This window comes from Kribbella sp. NBC_00709 (assembly GCF_036226565.1).
Classification (GTDB): Bacteria; Actinomycetota; Actinomycetes; order Propionibacteriales; family Kribbellaceae; genus Kribbella.
The window spans coordinates 1,682,652-1,700,402 of record NZ_CP108996.1 but is presented as its reverse complement, the minus strand read 5'-3'; the positions used below and the strand labels follow the sequence as shown (position 1 = coordinate 1,700,402).

The window sequence follows — 17,751 nt, the reverse complement described above, 5'->3', positions numbered from 1 at the left end:
TCAGTGCAGCGCGATGACGGTGTCCGTGCCGGAGGTGAGGACGAGGTTGCCGACGGCGCGGGGGTCGCGGTTGCAGGAGATGCCGGTGGGCAGACGGACCTGACGGAAGCCGGTCTGGCTGATCACGTTCGCCATGCAACTGGTCTGGCCGCGGCTCAGTGAGATGACGCGGCCGTCCGCGGTCACGGTGACCTTTATGCGTGGGCTGACCGGTGCCTGGGTCTGCCAGGCGGTCAGACCGGTGTTGGCGTCGATCGCGGTGACGACTGTCTTCCGGTTCTCCAGGCTGCTCGGGCCCGGGCAGTCGACGACGATCAGGTACTTCCCAGCTGCGTTCAGGAGAGTGCGGCAGGCCCAGGTCTTCGGCACTTCCCAGCGCCAGCGGATGTCGCCGGTGCGTGGCTCGATCGCTGTCAACGCGGCAGGTACGTCGGAGTCCCCGCCGGGCTCGGCCACGACCACCAGGCCACCGACAACAACCGGTCGGCGGTACGTGTCCGAGGTCTTGGTCCACAGCTTCTTGCCGGACTGGACGTCCAGTGCAGCCATCTCGTCCGGCCGTTCGGCACAGGTATGACTGACGAAGGTGACCACGGTCTCGGCCGTGGCGATGGCGCCCAGGTCGGTGCAGTCACCGGAGTCGTATGTCCAGCGCTCGTGGCCACTCGGATCCACGCCGTGCAGCTTGCCGGAGCGTTCGCCAGTCAGCAGCGGTTGGGACTGCTGGATGTAGCGGTCCCGGGTACGGCCTGGCCAGGCCGCCTTGCGCTGCCCGGTGTTCGCGTCCAGCAAGAGGTAGCCGACATCGGCGAACTGCGCGAGCACATAGTCGCCGTTGCCGGTCGCTGCGATGACTGGCTTCTCGTCGGAGTCGGAGCGGCTGTACCGCCAGCGCAGTTTGCCGGAGGCTGCGTCGAGCATCTCCACCACACCGCTCGGGCGAGGGATCGCGATGCCGTAGCGGGTGCCGATCGCTTCTTCTGCGCCTGTACCGACGATCGACTCGCTGACCCAGGCGACGCTGCCGTCGAGCAGGGACGGGATCGCCTTGCCGGCCTCGCGTGGTGTTCCCTCGACACGCTCGTTGGAGCCGAGCACATAGCCACGCGACAGCGGCTGGATGATCAGCAACAGGATGAGGGCAACCGCGGCCGGTGCGGCCAGCCAGGCGAGTTGCTGGCCGAGGTTGCGGGCGGGGAGGAACCGGGCGGTCCTGGTGCGGAGCAGCGAGGCGACGAGAGCTGCAGCGCCGGCGATCAGCAGCAGGAGCAGTGCGGAGATCATCAACGGGACGCGGAGACCGACGCCGACGGCAACGTTCGTTCTGGGCGCTCGGGCCCAGGCGATGAGCAGTCCGGTCACGGCGATCGCCGGTACCGCGCCGGCGATGAGGCGAGCGCGCTGGCTGGCGCTGCGGGCGCAGCGGAACAGGATCGGCGCGCTGAAGAAGGAAAGGACAGCCATCGCGACAGGCGGCCAGCCTGCTTCGTTTTCGGCTGCGGGGGTTTGCCAGGACGCACCAGACGCGGCTATGGCGACTACAGCGGCAGCAATCGCCGTGAAGGTGGCGGAGGCGGTCAGTGCGGCTTGTTGCCAACCACGCCACGGCGCTGGGAGCTCACTGTCCAGACAGGCCAGCTCTGATTCGAGGTTGACGCGGGCGACCGGACCGAGCCGTTGACGGGCCAGTTGGGTGCGGTACAGGTGTCCGTCGAGCAGCTCGCGTACTTCGTCGTACCGGTGCTCGAGTGCGGCCTTGCGGTCGCCGGCGTCGCGCCGTACCTCGGCGGTGTGCACGGCGTACCGGCTGGGGTCGGAGGCGAGGATCGCGTTGACCGCGTCGAGCAGTACGTCGCCGTTCGCGTCGCGGCGGGGTGGGGCGTACGCATCCGGTGGTGGTGCGGCGAGGTCACCGGTCAGGCGGATCAGCCGGGCCACCTCGGCGATGCGGATCGGCGGTACGCCGTACTGCGGGAGGAGCTGCTCGGCCAACCGGGCCGACGCCTCGGCGTCCTCGGACGGTGTGCCGCCGGGCTCGTGGACCGCGCGATGGAACCAGGCCGCGAGCCGGACGCTGGTCGGGTCGGTGGAGAGCTGGATGAGGGAGTCCAGCGCGGTCAGGACGATGCCGAGGTAGTGGTCCCGGTACACGCGGCGGTTGCGTTCGACGTACCGCGCGACCAGCTCGTCCGCCAGCGGGACAGACCCGGGCACCAGGTCAGCCCACTGCGCCCGAAGCTCCACCACCGCTTCAGTCTGCCAGCCGGACCTCTACAACCAGCCCTCGATCACCCCACCGCCACCTTGCGGTTGGGGTGCGGGTTCACCAGGCGTGCTCGACTGGTTACTGCTTCTTACTGCTTGGCCGACAGGATGCCCGTGAGCAGGCCCGGGTAGAGCGCCTCGAGGTCTTCGCGGCGGAGGATGCTGATCCGGCGGGTGCCGTCGGTGTGCGTGGAGAGGACCCCGGCTTCGCGCAGGGTCTTGAGGTGGTGTGCCCGCGTGGACGCGGTCACCGGCAGCTCGATCTCGCCGCAGCAGACACCTGCCGGGTTGTCGGCCAGCGCGCGGACGATGGTGAGCCGGACAGGCTCGCCCAGCGCCTGCAGAACCGCCTCGACGCGGATCGCGTCCCGCTCCGGCTGCGGGAGAACCTTTGTGGCCATATGTCCATAGTACGACGCCGGTCGAAGTTCGATGAAGATCGTAGTACGATGACGGTCGAACTACTGAACCTCTTCCCGGAAGGCCTTCGATGTCCGCACGGATCTACCTGCTCGGCGCCGGTGCGTTCGCGGTCGGCACCAGCGCGTACGTCGTGTCCGGTGTGCTCCCCGACGTCAGCTCCGAGCTGCACGTCTCGCTGACCGCCGCAGGCCAGCTCGCCACCGCGTTCTCCCTGTCGTACGCGATCGGTGCGCCGATCCTGGCGACCCTGACCGGCCGGTGGGAGCGCCGTACCCTCCTGATCGCCGCACTGGTCCTGGCCGCGCTCGGCAACCTGATCGCCGCGCTGGCCGTCAACTACCCGATCCTGATCGTCGGCCGGGTCGTGGCTGCGTTCGGCGCCGCCATGTACACGCCGGCCGCCACGCTGTTCGCCACCAGCCTGTTGCGCCCGGAGGAACGCGGCAGAGCCGTCGCCATCGTGTTCGGCGGCCTGACCTTCGCGCTGGTGCTCGGTGTGCCGGCGGGCACCCTGCTCGGTCCGACGCTTGGCTACAAGGGTGTCTTCGCCCTGATCACCGCCGTGGCGGTGCTGGTCACGATCGCCGAGCGGGTCGCGCTGCCCACGGTCGACGCGCCTCCGGTGGTCAGTCTGCGCGAGCGCTTCGCCGGACTGGCCGACCGTCGCGTGCAGCTCGTCCTCGCGATCACAGTGCTCGCCGTGCTCGCCGCCTTCAGCGTGTACATCTACATCGTTCCGCTGCTGAAGCACACCGCCGGTCTGACCGGCAATGTCACCAGCCTCCTGCTCCTGCTGTACGGCGTGGGCGCGGTAGTCGGCAACTTCCTCGGCGGACGGTTCACCGACCGCTTCGGCAGCCTCCGCACCCTGGCCGTTCTGATGGTCGGCATCACCGCCGTCCTCGCCACCCTCGACGTCACCCTGACGACCGAGGTGGGAGCCGGTGCCGCCCTGCTGGTGTGGGGCCTGCTGACCTGGTCCTTCAACCCTCCGATCCAGAACCTGTTGCTCGAGCTCGGTGGTGGTCTGCTGATCTCGCTCAACGCCTCCGCGATCTACCTCGGCGCCGGACTGTCGGCCGTGGTCGGCGGACTGGTCATCCAGTCCTTCGGCGTCGGCTATCTGCCGGTGCTGGCCAGCGCACTGTCGCTGATCGTGGTGGGACTGGTCTACGCCCTCTGGCGCGACTCCGCACTCCAGCGGGTCGAGGAGCTCGAGCGCGAGGAGGACGTCTTCATCACAGCCGCTGCTGACTGAGGAGGACCTGCGGTAGGGCAGGCTTCTGCCCATGCGTCTGCTTGCCGGTGTGCTGCTGCTTGCCTCCACCCTGACGGGCTCCAGCGATCCCGCGGCAGTGGTGGACGGCTGGAAGACCTCACCGGTGTACGTCGACCCGGCGCAGCGGTCACTGGTACCGGACAAGGACGCCGCCGAGCTGGCTGAACGGGTGAACGGGCACGACCCGGCGATTCGCATCGCGGTCGTGCCCGCCGCCGTACTCAGCGCCGGTGACCAGAGCGCGGCGGCCCATACGTACGTTGACCAACTGGTGGATCGTCAGCAGGCGGACGGCATCTACCTGGTGGTGTTCGGCGGTGCGATCACCTGGGGGAGTGCGGTCGGCGTCGACACCCCGGTCGCGGACATCCTCACCGACGAGCTGAACAAGCACAGCCGCTCCGATCCGGTCGGCACGCTGAACGGAGTGCTCGACCAACTCGACGTACCGAAGGCATCCAGTGGTCCGCCCGGTTGGCTGTGGCCGCTGTTGATCCTGATCGTGGTGCTGATCGTCGGCGGCCTGGCGCTGCGCTGGTGGAAGTCCCGTGCGCGCAAGGACGAAGGACCCGCGCTGTACCGGCCGTCGTACGAGGTGCTGCCGGACGAGGTGGACACGCTGGACGAGCGGCGAGCGACCGCCCGCGAGGATGTCACGCGGTTCGGTGAGGAACTGGATTCGGCGGACGTGCGTCTGGATGGCGTGGACACAGCGGGCGACGTGCAGGCGGCGATGGATGCGTACGCCGACGCCGGCCGCGTGGTCGACGGTCAGCCGGACGACGACAAGCTGCGTGAAGTGCGCGCCACGGTGGAGTACGGGCGCTGGCGGCTGGCCTGTGCGCAGGCGAAGGTCGCCGGAACGCCCGCACCGCCCCGCCGAGCGGTGTGCTTCTTCGACCCCAGCCACGGCACCTCAGTGACCGACTGGATGTACACGCCACCCGGTGGCAGGCCCCGGGAAGTCCCGGTCTGTGGTGCCTGCCGCGACCGCCTCTCGGGAGGATCACGATGAAACGTCTGCTCGGAGCGCTCGCCCTCATCACTCTGTGGGCGCTGCCCGTGTCGCCGGCGCACGCCGCCACGGATCCAGAGGCGTACATGAACACCGTGGCCAGTCACCTGGGCGACACCGGTGTCTGGGTCGACCCGGACGTGAAGGAGCTGACGGCTGCCGAGGTCGCGCAGCTCGACGCCGCGGCCAAGAGCGCGGCGGCTCCGATCCGGATCGCCGTCATCCCCGCGTCCAAGATCAACACGTCGGACAGCGGGTACTACGTGAACCTCGCCTGGGAGGGTGAGGAGATCGCGGACCAGCTGTACGACCGCGTCGGCGTGGAGGGCGTGTACGGCGTACTGGTCGACGCGAACTCGGAGTCCGACGGACGTGGATTCCATGCCGTACAGCGAGCCGACCACGGACCGACGTACTTCGTGGGCGACGCCGTGGACCAGGCGGTCGACTGCTGCGCACCGGATTACGAGCCGATGCTGGAGCGGTTCATCCAGCGAGCGCAGGTGGTGAACAAGCCGTTCTACGTCGACGCCGCGCCGTACGCCGGTGGCCTGGCCGGTGTGATCGCGCTCTGGTGCAGTGTCACCGCACTGGGAGCTCGGCGGGCACGCCGGCACGACGAGAAGGCCCACCTCAAGGTCACCCAGCCGTTGCTCAACGAGGAGATCATCGCGCTCTCGCAGCAGGTCTCCGCGCTGCCGACGGTGTCGGACCCGCAACAGTCCAAGCTGTCGAAGGACGTGCTCGACACGGTCGAGAAGGCGCGGCACCGGCTGGACGAGGCCAAGGGCGACAAGGACATCGAGGCGGTCACCACACTGCTCGGATCGGCCCGGTACGGGCTGGTCTGCCTGGATGCGGTCCGGGCCGGCAAACCGATCCCGGAGCCGACGGCTCCCTGTTTCTTCGATCCGCGGCACGGACCGAGCACGGACCAGATCGAGTGGAAGCCCGAGGACGGATCCGCCCGCGCGGTCGAGGTCTGTGCGGCCTGCAAGCAGCGGGACGAGGCCGGCGAGCAGCCCCAGATCCGGATGGTGAAGGGGTGGCAGATCTCGACGCCGTACTGGGAGCACGCAGAGGACCTGGCCGCGTACGTCGACGGCTACTGGTCGCAGGGCGACGGCCGCGTGTGGTGGTTCCCGGACTCTGACTTCCGCCGCCGCGGCGAGGAGATGCGGTCGCGCTGGCGGTCCCGTCGGCCGGGGGCGCGCTTCGGCCGGTTCAGCTCGGACGTCGGCAGCTCTGTGGGTGACTGGGCCGCTTCGTCGAGCAGCAGCTCGGACGACGACGGTGGGAGCAGCTGGTACAGCGGGTCGAGCCGGCGCAGCTCGTGGTCGTCCCGGACGCGCTCCAGCGGTGGCGGCTCGTCCCGGCGCTCGTCGCGCCGGTCCGGCGGCTCACGCGGCTTCTAGTACCTCAGGGAGGTCTTCATTGTGGACAACGACCAGTGAGGTGACGGCACGGGTCAGGCAGACGTAGAGGCGCCGGAGGCCGGTCCGCTCGTCGGCCTCGCCCGCCACGATGGCGGCCGGCTCCACCAGCACGACATGGTCGAACTCGAGACCCTTGGCAAGGGACGCCGGTACGACGTCCAGGTGCGCGTCCACGTCGTCCTCGTCACCGAGCACGGAGAAGGCGATTCCCTGGCTCTGCAAGGCCTTCCGGGTCGCTGTCACCAGTGCGTCGGGCACGATCAGGCCGATCGAGCCGGGGCGCTCGGACACCTCGTGGACTGCGGTCACCGCGGCGGCGAGGCTGTCCGGCACGCGGGAGATGGTGAGCTCACCGCGCGCCCGTCGTACCGCTGTCGGCGGCTTGAGGTGCGGTGCGATCGTCGGGAGCAGGCGGGCGGCGTACTCGATCACCTGGCCGGGGACGCGGAAGCCCGCGGTCAGCTCCTCGGTGTGGGCGCCGGTCTTGCCCAGGTGCTTCAAGGCCTCGTCCCAGGACGGCGTCGCCCACGGCGTGGTGCCCTGTGCGATGTCACCGAGCACAGTCATCGAGCCGGTGGAGCAGCGTCGGCCGACGGCGCGCAGCTGCATGGCGGACAGGTCCTGCGCCTCGTCCAGGACGACGTGGCCGAGTGACGGCGTCCGGTCGACCAGATCGGCGATCTCGTCGATCAGAGTGGCGTCGGCGACGGACCACCTGGCCGCACCGGCCGACCGCGGCACCTTGTCCCAGATCAGCATCGCCTGCTCGTCCGCAGTGAGGATGCCGTCGGCATGCTCGGCCAGCAGCTCCGGGTCGGTGAAGAGCCGGAAGAGCAGCTTCGCCGGGTCCAGAGCCGGCCAGAGGGCGTCGGCGTACTGCTTGACCGGTCGGCTCCGCGCGACCGAGTCCTGCACCCGGTCGTCGGGAGAGTCGCCCGCCGCCTCCATGCGCAGGAGCACGGCGTGGGCCAGTCGTTGCGGCAACATGGCCCGGCCGGCGCCGTACCGGATGCCTCGGTTGCGTAGCTCGGTGATCAGCTCCTCGGCCTGGTAGCCGGCGACGCGCCAGCGGTGCGCTCCGCGCGGCACGACCAGCGACTCCTTCGGCAGGCTGACGTGCGACCAGACGGCGCGGTGCAGGACCTCGGCCATCCGTGCATCGCCCTTGAGTACGTCGACCAGCGCAGGACCCGGCCCGGCGATGTTCACCCGGGCGACCAGCTCCTCGACCGTGGTCTGCTTCGCCTCGATCTCACCCAGTGCGGGGAGGACGTCGCCGATGTAGCGCAGGAAGCTCGCGTTCGGCCCGACCACGAGCACACCGGCGCGGCTGAGCTGGTCCCGGTACGCATAGAGCAGGTACGCCGCCCTGTGCAGCCCGACTGCCGTCTTACCGGTGCCGGGCGCACCCTGCACGCAGATCGTGTCGTCGACGCCGGCCCGGACGATCACGTCCTGCTCCGGCTGGATGGTCGCCACGATGTCGCGCATCGGGCCCGAACGCGGCCGCTCGATCTCGGCGTCCAGGATGTCGCTGTGCTGGTCGGTCTGACCGCTGGCGGTGAGGTCCTCGTCCTCGAAGGCGGTCATCTCGCCGTGCGTGAAGCCGAACCGCCGGCGTACCCCCACGCCCATCGGCTCGGTCTTGCTGGCCCGGTAGAACGGCACCGAGATGTCCGCTCGCCAGTCCACCACCAGCGGCTCGCCCAGCGCGTCGTTGACGTGCCGGCGGCCGATGTGGAACGTCTCGTCGGTCGGCTCGATGTAGTCCAGCCGCCCGAAGAACAGCGGGACGTCCGGGTCGTCCTCCAGCTCCTTCATCCGCCGGAAGATCGCGGCCAGCAGGTACTCCTGGTTGACCCGGTCCGCACTGTGGACCTCCAGTGCGCCGGTCTTCTCCCGCATCACCGCCAGCGCGGCCCGGGAGCTCTTCAGGTAGTCCTTCTCGGCCTGGAGGACGTCAGACGTATCGGGGGGCATGCGGAAACCTCCGGCGAGCAGTGGGGGAGCCCAGCCACGTTACTTGAGCACCTTCCTCGGCGGAACTGAATTACGCGTCCGCGGCCTGTCGGCGTGCAGGCCGGGGCGGAGCAGGAACGGCAGGCTGGCCGAGAGCAGGAGCAGCGCGACGAGGCCGTCCAGCCAGTAGTGATTGCCCGTCACCACGACCACGGTGAACGTGATGATCGGGTGCAGCAGCCACAGCCAGCGCCAGCGCGACCGGGTGATCAGGATCATCGACAGTGCGATCAGCGCCGCCCAGCCGACGTGCAGGCTCGGCATCGCGGCGAACTGGTTCACCGGACCGCCGGAGTGATCCGGACCGTACACGGACTGACCGAACCGCAGCCCGGTGTCGACGAATCCAGGCATCATCCGCGGCGGCGCCAACGGGAACGCGATGTGACCGGCCAGTGCCAGTCCGGTCAGCGACACCATCGTCCACCGGACATGCGCGTACGCCTTCGGCCGCCAGATGCTCAGCCAGAGCAGTACGGCGGCAGTCAGCGGAGCGTGCACGCTCGCGTAGTACAGGTTGGCGCTCTGGATCAGATGCGGGAACTGCAGCACCCAGTGCTGGACTGCGGCCTCGTTCGGCAGGTGCAGCCAGTTCTGGAACGACAGCACTTCGTGTGCGTGGTCGAACGCGGAGCCGGTATGCCGGGCCGCGATCTGCCGGCCCGCACTGTAGACGAGGAAGAGGGTGGCCAACAGGACTGCTTCCCGTACCACCCTCCAGAAGACCTGAGTCTTTCGCTGCTGCTCTTCCCCACCCTGCCCCACCCGCTCCAGCGCTTCGATCCCCATACTTTTCGACGGTACCCGTCGTCCCCACAGGGTTTGCCCAGGCGCAACCCTGGCGTTGCCCTGGGCAACCCCGGATGCGCCCTTTGAGACGGGGCTGTGATCAGCCCTTGACGGCTCCGGTAAGCACACCCTTGGCGAAGTGCCGCTGCAGGAACGGGTAGATGATCAGGATCGGAACGATCGACACGACCAGGATCGCCATCTGGATCGAGGCCTGCGGTGGGAGCAGCTCGGTGCCGAGTTCGGCGCTGCCCAGTTGGGTGTCGTTGATGACGTACGTGCGCAGTACCAGCTGCAACGGCCAGAGCTTGGAGTCGTTGAGGTAGAGCAGCGCGGAGAAGAACGCGTTCCAGTACGCCACCGCGTAGAACAGCCCGATCACCGACAGCACGGCCTTCGACAGCGGCAGCACGATGTACGAGAACGTCTTGAGCTCACCCGCGCCGTCGATCCGGGCGCTCTCGGTGATCTCGTTCGGCAGGTTCATGAAGAACGCCCGCAGTACGACGACGTTGAACGCGCTGATCATCGTCGGCACGATCAGGGCCCAGATGCTGTCCAGCAGGCCGACGCCCTTCACGGTCAGGTACGTCGGGATGATGCCGGGCGAGAACAGCATGCTGAACAGCACGACCAGCAGGATCGGCCGCCCGGCGGTGAACCCGGGCCGCGCCAGCGCGTACGCCAGCAGGCACGACACGGTCAGGCTGAGCAGCGTGCCGATGATGGTGACGAAGATGCTGACGAACAGTGCCTGCGTCACCACGCCGCCGGCGAACAGCGACTCGTACGCCGCGAAGTTCACCGACTTCGGGAACAGCACCAGGCCGCCGGACTCGTTGATCTGCTTGTTCGGCGCCACGCTGGTCGAGATCACCCCGACGAACGGGATGATCACGACCGCGCAGAAGATCAGCAGCACCAGGCCCTTGAAGATCCGCATCGGCCAGCCGGGCATCGGGACGCCCTGGACGATTCTCGTACTCATCGCTGGTACACCCCTTGCTCGCCGAAGATGTGGGCGACCTTGTTCGCGGTGAGCACGAGGATCACGCCGACGACGCCCTTCACCAGTCCGACCGCGGCCGCCACACCCCACGCCCCGCCGAGTACGCCGTTGTTGTAGACGTACGTGTCCAGTACTTCACTGACGTCCCGGCCGACCGCTTGTTGCTGCAGGATGATCTGCTCGAACCCGACGGTCAGCGAGTCACCGAGCCGCAGGATGAACAGCAGGATGATGATCCCGCGCAGTCCGGGCAGCGTGACGTGCCACAGCTGTTTCATCCGGCTCGCGCCGTCCACACTCGCCGCCTCGTACAGCTGCGAGTCGATCTGGGACAGCGCGGCCAGGAACAGGATGGTCGCCCAGCCGGTGTCCTTCCAGATGATCTGCGACGTCAGCAGCACGTGGAACAGCTCGGAGTTCCCGATGATGTTGATCGTGGACAGGTCATGGGAGCGCAGGTAGTTGTTCAGCAGCCCGCTGCCGCCGAGCATCTGCTGGAACAGCGCGACCACGATCACCCACGACATGAAGTGCGGCAGGTAGAGGATGCTCTGCGCGATCCGCTTGATCCGCTCGGAGAACAGCGAGTTCAGCAGCAGGGCGAGCAGGATCGGCGCGGGGAACACGAAGACCGACTGCAGGCTGGTGAGGATCAGCGTGTTCTTCAGCGCCCGCAGGAACGCCGGATCGCCGCTGAAGATGACGCTGAAGTTCTCCCAGCCCGACCAGTCGCTGCCCCCGATCCCGAGGAACGGCTGGTAGTCCTTGAACGCGATCACGTTCCCCAGCAACGGCACGTAGTGGAAGACGATGATCAGCGTGACCCCGGGCAGCGCGAACAGCAGCAGCACGCGGTCCCGCAGCAGCCGCCGCCCAAGGCTCAGCCGCTGCTGCGGACCCTTCGACGAACGTTGCAGCATTACTTCCCGCCTGTCGTGGCGAAAGCGTCCTGCAGCTCACCGCGGATCTTCTCACCGCCTGAGGACAGGAACGTCTTGACCGCCGGCGCCCACTCGGACACCTGCTTCTTGCCCTGGACGATCTGGTTCTCCAGATCGGTCAGTACGCCGGTCAGCTGCCCCCACTGCTTCGACAGCGTCTCGGAGTACAGCCCGTACGACGCGTCGTACACCAGCCGGTCCGCGACCTTCTCCTGGATCTTGTGCTGGTTCTGCGGTACGTCGGGCTTGCCGGCCCAGTAGAGCGCCAGCGTCGAGTCGGAGATGTACTGCAGGCCGATACCGGTCTCCACGACACCGGTCTTGGTCGGCACCGGGTCGGTGCCCTGCATGGTGTAGTGCCGGCCCGCTACGCCGTACTTGCGGAACAGGTACTCCTCCGTGCCGAACGGTGCGGCCATCCAGTTCGCCACCTTCAGCAGTGTCTCCGCGGAGTGCTTGCTGGACTTGTTGAACGCCGTGACGTTGTTCAGTGCCGCACCCATCCACACCTTGCCGTCACCACTGGTGAAGCCCGGTACGTCGAGCATGTTCACGCCGAACGCGTCGCCCGCGGTGTTGTCGGAGTAGTACTGGTTCCAGGCCACGAAGCTGTCGTAGTCGAACGCCGCGGTGCCACCGTTGAACCACTGCTTGCGGGCCGCAGCCTTGGCGCTGAACGTGTCCGGGTTGATCACGCCGGCGGCCACCATCTTGCGGCCTGCCTCGAGCGCGTCTTCGTTACCGTCCACCTCGTACACCGAGGTGAACTTGCCGCCCTCCTGCTTCCAGTTGTTGGGCAGACCAAGCATCATCCGGATGTACGACGTCGGCACGCGGGTCCACGACCAGCGGTTCTCCTTCGCCGCCGTCATCTCCTTGCAGATGTCGAAGAACTCCTCGAAGTTCTTCGGCTCCGGGTCCTTGATGCCCTTCGCGGCGAGCAGGTCGGTGCGGTACAGCGGCAGCGACGTCCGGGACATGCCGCGCGGCACCGGGACGCCGTAGATCGCGCCGTTGAAGACGCAGCCCTTCCAGAACTCGGTCGGGATGTTCGCCAGGAACGGGTACTTGTTCACCGCGTCGCCCGACAGGTGCTCGGTCAGGTCCATCGCCTTGGCCTTGAGCAGCCCCGGGATCTGCGGGGTGCCCGGCGGGACGTTCAGGATGTCCGGCAGATCGCCGCCCGCGATCCGGGTGGCGAACTTGTCGTTGTATTCGTCGTTCGACGCCATGCTGATCTGCAGCTCGGAGCCGAGCCGCTTGTTCAGTTCCTGCCAGAACTGGTTCTTGTCGACGCTCGGCGGGATCGCGCCCGGGATGTTCGTCATGAACGTGATCGGCTTGCCGTCACCAGGTGCCTCGGCAATCGCCTTCACCGGGCTCGCCGGGTACTTCAGGAATCCGTCCAGCACCACGTCGGTGCCGGGCAGGTCCGGCTTGATCTCGCCGTACTTCGTGTAGGTGGGCAGCTTGACCGCCGAGTTGGCGGCCGCGGTGTTCTTCTTGTCCGACGCGCACCCCGCCAGCAGCGGCGTACCCGTGACCGCGACAGCGGCGGCGGCCAGGCCACCGCCGAGGAAAGTTCTTCTGCTGACTGGCATGAGGCCTCACTTCCATCGGAGGGCCACACCATGACATAGTACGTCCTATGTCTTCAAGAGTCGGCGCGGCGGAAATCGTCTTCGACCCTGCGGGGAGCGGCTGTCACACCTTCCGGATCCCGTCCGTCCTGGCGCGTGGGGAGCTGGTGCTGGCGTTCTGTGAGGGGCGTCTGCACGGGTCCGGCGACGCGGGCGAGATCGAGATCGTCCTGCGGCGTTCGCTGGACGCCGGGCGGACCTGGCTGCCGGTGCAGGTGGTGTCAGCCGTCCCGGGCAGGACCTGTGGGAACCCGGTGCCCCTGTTCGACCCCGTGTCCGGCGACTTCGTGTTGGTGACGGTGGAGAACGGCGCGGACGCGGTCGAGATGTCACTGGCCCGCGGCACCGATCCGGAGACTGGGCGGCGCGTGTTCGTGCAGCGGTCGTCCGACGAGGGTGCGACCTGGTCGTCCACGGTCGAGATCACCGGTCAGGTCAAGCCGGCGGACTGGGGCTGGTACGCGACCGGGCCGTGCCACGGGATCACACTGCGCGCGGGGCGTCTCGTCGTACCTGCGAATCATTCTTTTGTGCCGTCAGAGCCGGTGGACGACCTGATCCGGCTGAACGGTGGGCACTGCATCTACAGCGACGACGGTGGCGTCACCTGGTCGGTCGGGTTCGTCGACCGCAACGACGGCGCGGAGATCAACGCCAACGAGACCACCGTCACCGAGCTGCCCGACGGCCGGCTGTACTTCAACGCCCGCAACCACAAGGGCACCGGACCGGCCCGTGTGCACGCCTGGTCGTCCGACGGCGGCCAGACCCTCGATGCGCCGTACGCCGGGATTCCCGAGATCACCGCACCGGGTATCCAGGGCAGCGTGCTCTGTCTGCCGGACGGACGGTTGCTGCTGTCCACCCCGGTGAACCCGACCAGCCGCCGCGAGCTCACCGTCTTCGTGTCCGAGGACTCCGGTGTCTCGTGGCAGCCGGCTCTGGTCGTGCACGAGGGCATGGCCGGCTACTCCGATCTCGTCCTGATGCCCGATGGCGCGGTCGGCATCTTCTACGAGGCCGGTGAGACGTCCTCGTTCGCGACGCTGCGCTTTGCCACATTCGCCCTTTGAGGTTGGGAGACCCCTTGATCGCATCCGCCCGTTTGACTGGCGTCGTACCGCCGCTCGTCACTCCGCTCACCCCGTCGTACGACGTCGACACCGCATCGCTGGCGCGGCTGATCCAGTACCAGCTGACCGGAGGTGTGGACGGGGTGTTCGTGCTCGGCACCTCCGGTGAGGGCACGTTCCTGACCGACGAGCAGCGGCAGGTCGTGCTGGAGACGACTGTGGCGGAGGTGGCGGGACAGGTGCCGGTGCTGGCCGGTGTGATCGACACGTCGACCAACCGGGTCACCTCACATGTCTCTGCTGCCTTGAAGGCGGGTGTCGACGCACTGGTAGCCACAGCCCCGTTCTACGCCGCCACGCACCGCGCCGAGATCGAACGCCACTTCGTTAAGCTGGCCTCGCTGGCTGGCGACACCCCGCTGTACGCCTACGACATCCCGTCCCGGGTGGGCACCAAGCTCCCCGCCTCCCTCGTGACATCGCTGGGCGAGCAGGGCGTGATCGCTGGAGTGAAGGATTCCTCAGGCCAAGAGACGTCGTTGCGCGAACTGGTCCTCTCCCGTCGCGAGAAGCAGTTGGAGAACTTCGCGATCATGACCGGCTCCGAGGTGACGGTCGACTCGGCACTGGCCTTCGGCGTCGACGGCGTCGTACCCGGGCTGGGCAACGTGGATCCGGCCGGTTATGTGCGTCTCTTCAAGGCGGCCGTCGCGGGTGATGCGGCGACGGCGAGAGCAGAGCAGGACCGCCTGTTCCGGCTCTTCGACATCATCAACGTCGCGGACCGGTCGCGGATGGGTGCGAGCTCGGCTGCACTGGGTGCGTTCAAGGCCGGGCTGCATCTGCTCGGCGTGATCGACTGCCCGGTGACGGCGTACCCCTGCATTCCTTTGAACGACACGGAGATCGCGGCTGTCCGGCCGTTACTGGACCGCGCCGGATTACACTGAGCGATTCCTGACCAAGGGAGGCCGGCAGTGACAACGGGTGGGCTCAGCCGGGCACGTGGTGCGGCGGGGAATCAGTCCTTCATCCGGGATGCGATGAAGTCGTACATCCTGGAGCGTGGGCTGAAGGCAGGCGATCCGCTGCCCAACGAGCAGGACCTGATGGCGCAGCTCGGCGTCGGCCGGCATCCCTTGCGTGAGGCGATGAAGGCGTTGCAGGCGGTCGGGATCATCGAGATCCGGCACGGGTACGGGACGTACGTCGGCGAGGTGAACCTGCAGTCGCTCGAGGACGGGCTCGCGTTCCGGATGTCCCAGTCGATGGCCGGCGACCTCCGCGACGTACAGAACGTCCTGGAGGTCCGCCAGGCCATCGAGGTCGGTCTGGCCGACGACGTCGTCGACCACTTCAAGCAGCACGGGTACGAGACTCTCGAGCCCATCGTCGAACGGATGGAAGCCAAGGCCGCCGACGGCGAGTACTTCCCCGACGAGGACTGGGCCTTCCACCAGGCCCTCTACGAGCCCCTCGGCAACGCCCTCGTCATCGACCTACTCTCCGTCTTCTGGCGCACGTTCGCCCAGGTGGACGCCCGCCTCCCCGGCGCCCGCTACACCCCCGCAGACGCCGCCGCCTGGCACCGAGACCTCCTCAACGCCCTGGAATCCGCCAACCCGGACACCTACGCCCACTCCATGAAAAGCCACTTCAACGGCATCCACACCCGCCTAGGCGAATAGGTTCTCCGCGTCCACGATCGTGTACGCGTAGCCCTGTTCGGCCAGGAAGCGTTGGCGGTGGGCGGCGAATTCGGCGTCGATGGTGTCTCTGGCGACGATCGAGTAGAAGCGGGCAGTGCGGCCGTCGCCCTTGGGGCGGAGGACCCGGCCGAGGCGTTGGGCCTCCTCCTGGCGGGAGCCGAAGGTGCCGGAGACCTGGATGGCGACGGATGCCTCGGGGAGGTCGATGGAGAAGTTGGCGACCTTGGAGACCACCAGCCGGTTGATCTCACCGGTCCGGAAGGCCTGGAACAGCCGCTGCCGCTCCTTCACGGTCGTCTCGCCCTTGATCACCGGGCACTCCAACCGCTCGCCGAGCTCGTCCAGCTGATCGATGTACTGACCGATCACCAGCAGCGGCTCGCCGGCGTGATGATCGGCGATCCGGCGGACCAGGCGTGACTTCGCCGGGGTGGACGCGGCCAGGCGGTAGCGGTCCTCGGGCTCGGCGGTCGCGTACACGAACCGCTCGGTCTGCTCGAGGTCGACCCGCACCTCGATGCAGTCGGCCGGCGCGATCCAGCCCTGCGCCTCGATGTCCTTCCACGGGGCGTCGTACCGCTTCGGGCCGATCAGCGAGAACACGTCGCCCTCGCGGCCGTCCTCGCGGACCAGCGTCGCGGTCAGACCGAGCCGGCGCCGGGTCTGCAGGTCGGCGGTCATCCGGAAGATCGGCGCGGGCAGCAGATGCACCTCGTCGTACACGATCAGGCCCCAGTCGCGGGCGTCGAACAGCTCCAGGTGCGAGTAGACGCCCTTCCGGCGCGTCGTCATCACCTGGTACGTCGCGATCGTGACCGGCCGGATCTCCTTGCGTGCACCGGAGTACTCGCCGATCTCCTCTTCGGTGAGGCTGGTGCGCTTGAGCAGCTCGTCCTTCCACTGCCGCGCGGACACCGTGTTCGTGACGAGGATCAGCGTGGTCGCGGACGCTTGTGCCATCGCGGCCGCGCCGACGATTGTCTTGCCGGCGCCACAGGGGAGTACGACGACACCGGAGCCGCCGTGCCAGAACGAGTCGGTCGCCTGCTCCTGGTACGGGCGTAGCTCCCAGCCGTCACGTACCAGCTCGATCTTGTGGGCCTCACCGTCGACGTACCCGGCCAGGTCCTCGGCCGGCCAGCCGAGCTTCAGCAGCGTCTGCTTGAGGTGGCCGCGCTCCGACGGGTGTACCAGGACGGTGTCGTCGTCGAGGCGCTCGCCCAGCATCGGCTTCACCTTGTTGCTGCGCATCACCTCCTCCAGCACCGGCCGGTCGGTCGTCACCAGCACCAGTCCGTGCTGCGGGTGCTTCTCCAGCCGCAGTCGCCCGTACCTGTCCAGCGTCTCGGCGATGTCGACGAGCAGCGAGTGGGGGACCGGGTAGCGGCTGTAGCGCAGCAGTACGTCGATCACCTGCTCCGCGTCGTGCCCTGCGGCCCGAGCGTTCCACAACCCCAGCGGCGTCAGCCGATAGGTGTGCACATGCTCCGGCGCGCGCTCCAGCTCAGCGAACGGCGCAATGGCCTTCCGACACTCAGTGGCATCCGCATGTGCAGTCTCCAACAAGAGAGTCTTGTCCGACTGCACAATCAGTGGACCGTCCGTCACCCGCAGCTCCTCTGTCTAGCCCCGACCTTCCATTGTGCCTGAGCGGTCAATTCACAGAGCTGCGGTCACGACCTCCACCTGCTTCTGAGTGCTCCAACCGGCCTCAACCATCAGCGCACCGCCCTCCCCAGGCGGCTGGAATCGCCGCTGCACGCGCTGCAGCACCTCGTCGGACAGAACGTGGCGGTCCGGCGTGGCAACAGCAGCACTGCGCCTGGTGTCGAGCAGCGACTGATCGGCGGCGAGGTAGACAACCTGGTGACGCATCCCGCGCGCTGACGCGAAGTCCCGCCAGTGTTGGCGATCACGCTCAGTCGGATTGACCCAGCTGAGAACGACAACCTCCGCGTCACTCTCCTCGATCCGCACCTCCGCCTGCCGGATGGTCTCCGGCCACTCCGCCATCGGAACGCCGTCCTCGATCCGGAACCCACGCTCCCGGTTGATGTGGTCCAGCTCGACCACAGTCACGCCCTCCTGCTCGAGCGCACGGGCCAACGTCGTCTTGCCGCAGTACGGCAGTCCGGTCAGGACCAGCAGCATTC

15 protein-coding genes are annotated in these 17,751 nt (G+C 67.8%); 6 read left to right on the top strand and 9 right to left on the bottom strand.

What is annotated here, in order from left to right; translation table 11 throughout:
- Together OHA18_RS08255 and OHA18_RS08250 are read right to left on the bottom strand one after the other, a co-directional pair.
- Complete coding sequence (locus OHA18_RS08255) at positions 1 to 2,247, bottom strand: outer membrane protein assembly factor BamB family protein (RefSeq protein WP_329003239.1); 2,247 nt, start codon at positions 2,245 to 2,247, stop codon at positions 1 to 3.
- Positions 2,248 to 2,354: 107 nt separating this feature from the next.
- Positions 2,355 to 2,666 (bottom strand): ArsR/SmtB family transcription factor, encoded by a 312-nt coding sequence (locus OHA18_RS08250; RefSeq protein WP_329003238.1) that lies wholly within the window; start codon positions 2,664 to 2,666, stop codon positions 2,355 to 2,357.
- Positions 2,667 to 2,755: 89 nt separating this feature from the next.
- Here OHA18_RS08250 and OHA18_RS08245 point away from each other — a divergent pair, with 89 nt between their 5' ends.
- From OHA18_RS08245 to OHA18_RS08235, 3 genes are read left to right on the top strand one after another with little or no spacing between them, the layout of a single operon-like run.
- A complete protein-coding gene (locus OHA18_RS08245) occupies positions 2,756 to 3,946 on the top strand; it encodes an MFS transporter (RefSeq protein WP_329003237.1) in 1,191 nt (396 codons plus the stop codon).
- Positions 3,947 to 3,977: 31 nt separating this feature from the next.
- Entirely contained in the window at positions 3,978 to 4,982 is a 1,005-nt protein-coding gene (locus tag OHA18_RS08240; RefSeq protein ID WP_329003235.1) for a hypothetical protein, read from the top strand.
- Complete coding sequence (locus OHA18_RS08235) at positions 4,979 to 6,397, top strand: hypothetical protein (protein ID WP_329003233.1); 1,419 nt, start codon at positions 4,979 to 4,981, stop codon at positions 6,395 to 6,397. The genes OHA18_RS08240 and OHA18_RS08235 overlap by 4 nt, the downstream gene beginning before the upstream one ends.
- Here the strand turns inward: OHA18_RS08235 and OHA18_RS08230 are convergent.
- The 5 genes from OHA18_RS08230 to OHA18_RS08210 form a co-directional block, all read right to left on the bottom strand.
- The gene (locus OHA18_RS08230; protein WP_329003231.1) at positions 6,383 to 8,398 is read right to left on the bottom strand and encodes a HelD family protein; all 2,016 of its coding nucleotides are present in this window, start codon (positions 8,396 to 8,398) and stop codon (positions 6,383 to 6,385) included. The genes OHA18_RS08235 and OHA18_RS08230 overlap by 15 nt on opposite strands.
- A 39-nt stretch (positions 8,399 to 8,437) precedes the next feature.
- Positions 8,438 to 9,226: a phosphatase PAP2 family protein gene (locus tag OHA18_RS08225; RefSeq protein ID WP_329003229.1), complete on the bottom strand. Its 789-nt coding sequence runs from the start codon at positions 9,224 to 9,226 to the stop codon at positions 8,438 to 8,440.
- Between the two features lie 100 nt (positions 9,227 to 9,326).
- Positions 9,327 to 10,214 carry a carbohydrate ABC transporter permease gene (locus OHA18_RS08220; RefSeq protein WP_329003228.1) on the bottom strand — a complete coding sequence of 296 codons (888 nt, stop codon included), beginning with the start codon at positions 10,212 to 10,214 and terminating at the stop codon, positions 9,327 to 9,329.
- Positions 10,211 to 11,155, bottom strand: coding sequence for an ABC transporter permease subunit (locus OHA18_RS08215; RefSeq protein ID WP_329003227.1), 945 nt, complete (start codon positions 11,153 to 11,155; stop codon positions 10,211 to 10,213). The genes OHA18_RS08220 and OHA18_RS08215 overlap by 4 nt, the downstream gene beginning before the upstream one ends.
- Positions 11,155 to 12,777: an extracellular solute-binding protein gene (locus OHA18_RS08210; protein WP_329003226.1), complete on the bottom strand. Its 1,623-nt coding sequence runs from the start codon at positions 12,775 to 12,777 to the stop codon at positions 11,155 to 11,157. The genes OHA18_RS08215 and OHA18_RS08210 overlap by 1 nt, the downstream gene beginning before the upstream one ends.
- Before the next feature lie 47 nt (positions 12,778 to 12,824).
- Between OHA18_RS08210 and OHA18_RS08205 the strand changes: the two genes are divergently transcribed.
- From OHA18_RS08205 to OHA18_RS08195, 3 genes are read left to right on the top strand one after another with little or no spacing between them, the layout of a single operon-like run.
- Positions 12,825 to 13,889 (top strand): sialidase family protein, encoded by a 1,065-nt coding sequence (locus OHA18_RS08205; RefSeq protein WP_329003225.1) that lies wholly within the window; start codon positions 12,825 to 12,827, stop codon positions 13,887 to 13,889.
- Between the two features lie 14 nt (positions 13,890 to 13,903).
- Complete coding sequence (locus OHA18_RS08200; RefSeq protein ID WP_329003224.1) at positions 13,904 to 14,839, top strand: dihydrodipicolinate synthase family protein; 936 nt, start codon at positions 13,904 to 13,906, stop codon at positions 14,837 to 14,839.
- Positions 14,840 to 14,866: 27 nt separating this feature from the next.
- Positions 14,867 to 15,577 carry a FadR/GntR family transcriptional regulator gene (locus OHA18_RS08195; RefSeq protein ID WP_329003223.1) on the top strand — a complete coding sequence of 237 codons (711 nt, stop codon included), beginning with the start codon at positions 14,867 to 14,869 and terminating at the stop codon, positions 15,575 to 15,577.
- Here OHA18_RS08195 and OHA18_RS08190 read toward each other — a convergent pair.
- Together OHA18_RS08190 and OHA18_RS08185 are read right to left on the bottom strand one after the other, a co-directional pair.
- Complete coding sequence (locus OHA18_RS08190) at positions 15,566 to 17,206, bottom strand: DNA repair helicase XPB (RefSeq protein ID WP_329003222.1); 1,641 nt, start codon at positions 17,204 to 17,206, stop codon at positions 15,566 to 15,568. The two genes, OHA18_RS08195 and OHA18_RS08190, sit on opposite strands and share 12 nt — an antisense overlap.
- Before the next feature lie 51 nt (positions 17,207 to 17,257).
- On the bottom strand, positions 17,258 to 17,749 hold the full coding sequence (locus tag OHA18_RS08185; RefSeq protein ID WP_329003220.1) for an AAA family ATPase: 492 nt from the start codon (positions 17,747 to 17,749) through the stop codon (positions 17,258 to 17,260).
- Positions 17,750 to 17,751 lie beyond the last annotated feature (2 nt).